This window comes from Pararhizobium antarcticum, from assembly GCF_001885585.1.
Lineage (GTDB): Bacteria > Pseudomonadota > Alphaproteobacteria > Rhizobiales > Rhizobiaceae > Pararhizobium > Pararhizobium antarcticum.
Map to the genome: position 1 here is coordinate 1 of NZ_LSRP01000010.1, position 4,283 is coordinate 4,283.

The 4,283-nt window shown below is 52.7% G+C and carries 3 protein-coding genes and 1 pseudogene; 1 reads left to right on the top strand and 3 read right to left on the bottom strand.

Annotated features, from left to right (window positions below):
- Positions 1-270: 270 nt before the first annotated feature.
- A complete protein-coding gene (locus tag AX760_RS02030) occupies positions 271-2,010 on the top strand; it encodes a putative bifunctional diguanylate cyclase/phosphodiesterase (RefSeq protein WP_083531030.1) in 1,740 nt (579 codons plus the stop codon).
- 98 nt (positions 2,011-2,108) lie between these two features.
- Here the strand turns inward: AX760_RS02030 and AX760_RS02035 are convergent, their stop codons facing one another.
- The 3 genes and pseudogenes from AX760_RS02035 to AX760_RS26570 all read right to left on the bottom strand — a co-directional run.
- Positions 2,109-3,482, bottom strand: coding sequence for a diguanylate cyclase domain-containing protein (locus AX760_RS02035; RefSeq protein ID WP_071831175.1), 1,374 nt, complete (start codon positions 3,480-3,482; stop codon positions 2,109-2,111).
- 176 nt (positions 3,483-3,658) lie between these two features.
- The gene (locus tag AX760_RS02040; RefSeq protein ID WP_071831176.1) at positions 3,659-4,030 is read right to left on the bottom strand and encodes an ArsR/SmtB family transcription factor; all 372 of its coding nucleotides are present in this window, start codon (positions 4,028-4,030) and stop codon (positions 3,659-3,661) included.
- 150 nt (positions 4,031-4,180) lie between these two features.
- A pseudogene (locus tag AX760_RS26570) lies at positions 4,181-4,283 on the bottom strand (IS5/IS1182 family transposase); the annotation flags it as partial.

Below are 4,283 nucleotides of genomic sequence, written 5' to 3' on the forward strand. Positions count from 1 at the left end.
CCACGGTGTAGATCCCCAAGCCCTCCTGCATTCGTCGCAGAAGAGAAATAGGTGGCCGGATTTTACTCCGCCCGCAGCCGGACTATTCCGCCGCTACCGTGGCCGACTTTTGCACCGCCGCTCTCATGCAGCAGTTCTTCAATGCCAACTCAAAGCGCTGCATTTAAGTCAATCTTCACGCATAACGGGCACGTTACTTCGGCTTGCCACACTCCGGCTTTGCAAGCGTTCAGTGCTGATCTAGCACTGCTTTAGGAAGAGGGCATTCTCATGGCAATGACGCCAGCTTCACGTGGCAGATCTGAACGGCGTATGTCGTTTACAGTGGCGAAGTTTGCTGAGGCCACAAAACTGGCTCTGATTTCCATCGATAGCGGCGGTAACATCGAATTTGTCAATCCGGCCGCATGTTCGCTTTTCGGCTATACTCTTAATGAGATGATCGGGCGACCGATTACAATCATTGTGCCTCAGCGAATGCGTGGTGCGCATGTGGCCGGGTTGCAGAGGGCTTCACAGGGACACACGCCCAATCTTGGCGGCAAGGCCGTTGAAGTGTGCGCGCTCAGGAAAGACGGGACGGAATTTCCAATCGAAATCACCCTGTCAACCTGGAGAAGCAAACAGGGCTTTTGCGCCGGTGCGGTCATTACGGATATCACGGAACGACGTGATCGCGAGGGACGACTTTTGCGGCTGGCGAGCCAGGATACACTGACCGGACTTCTTAATCGTCATCGCTTTTCGACATTGCTTGCAGAGACGCTTGCCGCCGGAATGGCCGCTACCGTAATCCTTCTGGATCTAGATGGTTTTAAGGAGGTCAATGACACCCACGGACATCTGGTTGGTGATTCCCTGTTGCAAGCCCTCGGCGTGAGGCTTCCCTACATGCTGTCCCCGGATGCTGATATCGCGCGTATCGGAGGAGATGAATTCGCCGTGCTGTTGAAAGGGGTTAGTGACCCTCGAATTGCCTATGCACAGGCTGATGTCATTCTTCAGGTATTCAACAAGCCGTTCGAGCTTGGCGACCTCAGTCTGGAGCTTGGAGCAAGTATTGGATTTTCCCTGTCACCGACGCACGGAAAAGAATCGGAGGAGTTGATCGCAAGTGCCGACTACGCCCTGTACCGGGCAAAGGCTCAAGGCCGTCAATCAATCAGAATGTATGATGCCACCATGCGGAGTGAAGCATCGGCGCGACGGGACTTGCGCGACGAACTCCACTCTGGTCTTCGCAGGGGCGAGCTAGAGCTGTTTTACCAACCCCAAGTCAGTCTGCCGGATGGCGAGATAGTCGGGCTGGAAGCCCTGATTCGTTGGCATCATCCAATTCGTGGGTTGCTTGCTCCAGCAGCTTTTTTGCCTGCCCTCGATCAGGACGCGCTTGCTTTGGATATTGGTTCGTGGACTCTGGATGAGGCTGCAAAGCGCGCGCGCGAACTTCATTCGGCTGGTTACCGGGTCAAGGTCAGTGTCAATCTCTTTCCGGGCCAACTCAGGGCGCCGAACCTCATCCACAAGGTCGCAAACGTCCTTCAAAGACATTCACTGACAGCGGACCGACTTGAGCTTGAGGTCACAGAAACAATAGCGCTTGCTGACGACGACCGATCGCTGGAAGCGATGTCGGCTTTGCGAGAACTGGGCGTAGGGATTGCATTTGATGATTTTGGAACGGGCTACGCTTCTCTCAGCTCGCTGCAGAGATATCCCCTCACCACGCTAAAAATTGATCGCGGCTTTATCCGGCAGATCTGCAACAGTACCGGCGATGCCGCGATCACGCGGGCGCTGATCGCCATGAGCCGTGACATGGGACTTGTGACAATTGCAGAAGGTATTGAAACTATCGAACAGCAAGAGGCCCTAGTTGCGCTGGGCTGTCCTTTCGGTCAGGGGTATCTCTACGGGCGGCCCATGCCTTTTACCGAAGCATTGGATATCATCAAGCGTGAAGTTAGGTCACGCCATGTTGATGATCACCAAGGCGCCCACGTTGTATAATAAGTTCAGCCACATCTAAATACGCGACAGCAAAAGCGACGGTGACTAAAATTACTCTCTGAACCGAAGGTCGAATTCCGAAAGTTATTGAACAGGCGTCATGCAAAAATCACGCGGCTCCGGCCGAGCGCTTTCGCGCGATAGAGCGCTGAGTCAGCACGAACTAAAAGCTCGTCGGGCGTCAATTCATCTTGGTCTTCCGCAACGCCTATGCTGGCGCCAATCTGGCCAACGCCGCCAGGAAATTCACATGGCTCGCGCAGTGCTGCGACAATTGCGCTGCCAAGTTGTGCAATTTCATCATGACGTCTTCCAGCAGCGCAAAGCAGCACAAATTCGTCGCCGCCCCACCGTGCCAGTACATCTCCGTCTTTCAACTGCGCTCTAATCCGTTCGGCAGCAGTCTTGAGAACAGTGTCTCCTGCCTGATGCCCAAACTCATCATTGACTGACTTAAAGTTGTCCAGATCAAGATGGAGAATAGCGCTGAAACCTGCACGATCATCTTTCCAGGTAGCAAAGTGTTCATTCAAACCACGCCGATTGAGCAGTCCGGTCAATTCATCTTGAATTGCAATTTGCCTGATCGTTTCCTTGGCTTCCTCTAACGCCCTAGAACGAGCTTCAGCGTGAGCCGCTGCATCCCGCAACGCCTTCTGAATATTTCGATCTTTCGTGATGTCCCAGTTTACTCCGAGGAGTTTCTCGCGCCCCTCTTGATCCACGAAGGGAACAGAGCGTGACTTCAAATGGCGTATCTCATTTGTCGGTGTCACTATTCTAAACTCATTTTCAAATGGCAGTCCGCTTTCGATTCCAGCCGTTATGCGGCTTATGCAAGCCTCTCGATCCTCAGGGTGCAAGGACTCGCGCAAGAGTACACCAGTCTCGTCCAGCAGAGATATCTCTCGATCCAGACCATACATCTCGTGAAGTCGTCGATCCCTTCTTACGACACCTGTGTCAAGGTCAGCCTCGAATAAGGCAATTTCAGCGACTTCGATTGCAAGAGCCAATTTGCGCGATATGTCTTCAATTGTTTGTTCCGCGGATTTGCGCGCAGTTATGTCAGCATCTGTGCCAACAATCCGTGTAGCTCTGCCAGCGTCATCTCTCGCTAAAATAGAGCTGCGACTCTCGATCCAGACCCAATGCCCGGCACGATGGCGCTCTCTGTACTCAAACAGGTTGAACTCTGCTTGGCCCGAATTTTGAGCGTCGATCGCAGCCAAAACCTTGACGCGGTCTTCTGGATGAACGCTTTTTATCCAAGCCTCGAGGCTTAGATCTTCCATCTCACCCACAATGCCGCGGATCCGACGCCAGCCTTCCGAATAGTAGAATTCCGCAAGCTCCAGGTCATGTGCCCAAGCACCTTGATTGGAAGCATCTAGGGCTCGCCTCCACCCCTCTTCCAGACCTTGACAACGCACAAGCTGCCCCTTGAGCCTTTGGAGCTCCAAGCGCACCATTGAGTCTTCCGAGGCTCCGTTGTCAAAGTCAACGGCGTCAGATAGTGGTTCAAGAGGCAGTGCGGTGGTTGAATAGGCTGGGTTCATCCGAAGACAATAATGCGGCTGCCTGAAACTTCTATTAACAGGGTTCAGACTCTGCTGTCTGTTTTGCGCGCTTCACTTTCCGTTAGGACCTAATCTGAAATAACAGGACACTCACTCCCGGCCTTGCCATGTGCGTCGAGCTCGAGTTCGTCAAAGTTCGCTTCGGGATATATCTCACTGAGTGCCTTTAACACTTTTAAAACAGCCTCTGAAGAGCTCGAATAGTAGATTGTCTGCGCATCCCGGCGCCTCTTGACTAGATTTTGGGCCCGCAGCTTTGATAAATGCTGAGAAAGCGCAGAATGGCTCATACCCAACGCATTTGCAAGATCGCCTACGCATACTTCTCCCCTGCTCAGGACGCTTAAGATAAGGAGCCTGCGGGAATTTGCAAAGGCAGACAACAGCTTACCGGAAATAATGAGACTGCGTTCCGATAGCACCAAACTTTCCAACGGCATCCTCCGCGCAATTCCGTGTTACCAATATCATCGATAACTATTGGCGCAGTTTAAAATGGTGATAAGGGCGTTTCCTACGATGAGTTGCAAACCTAAACCAATGTTCACCTTCGAGCATGGAAACCTGTTAGAGTCCGTCCGAACACTTTCTCATTTTGAACATAGCCTTCGCAGCATGAGGCGGATGGAGGCTAATTTGAGGAAGGCAAGCGCATTTCTTGACAGGTTTTCGAGGTCCTTGGCCAGTCTACGG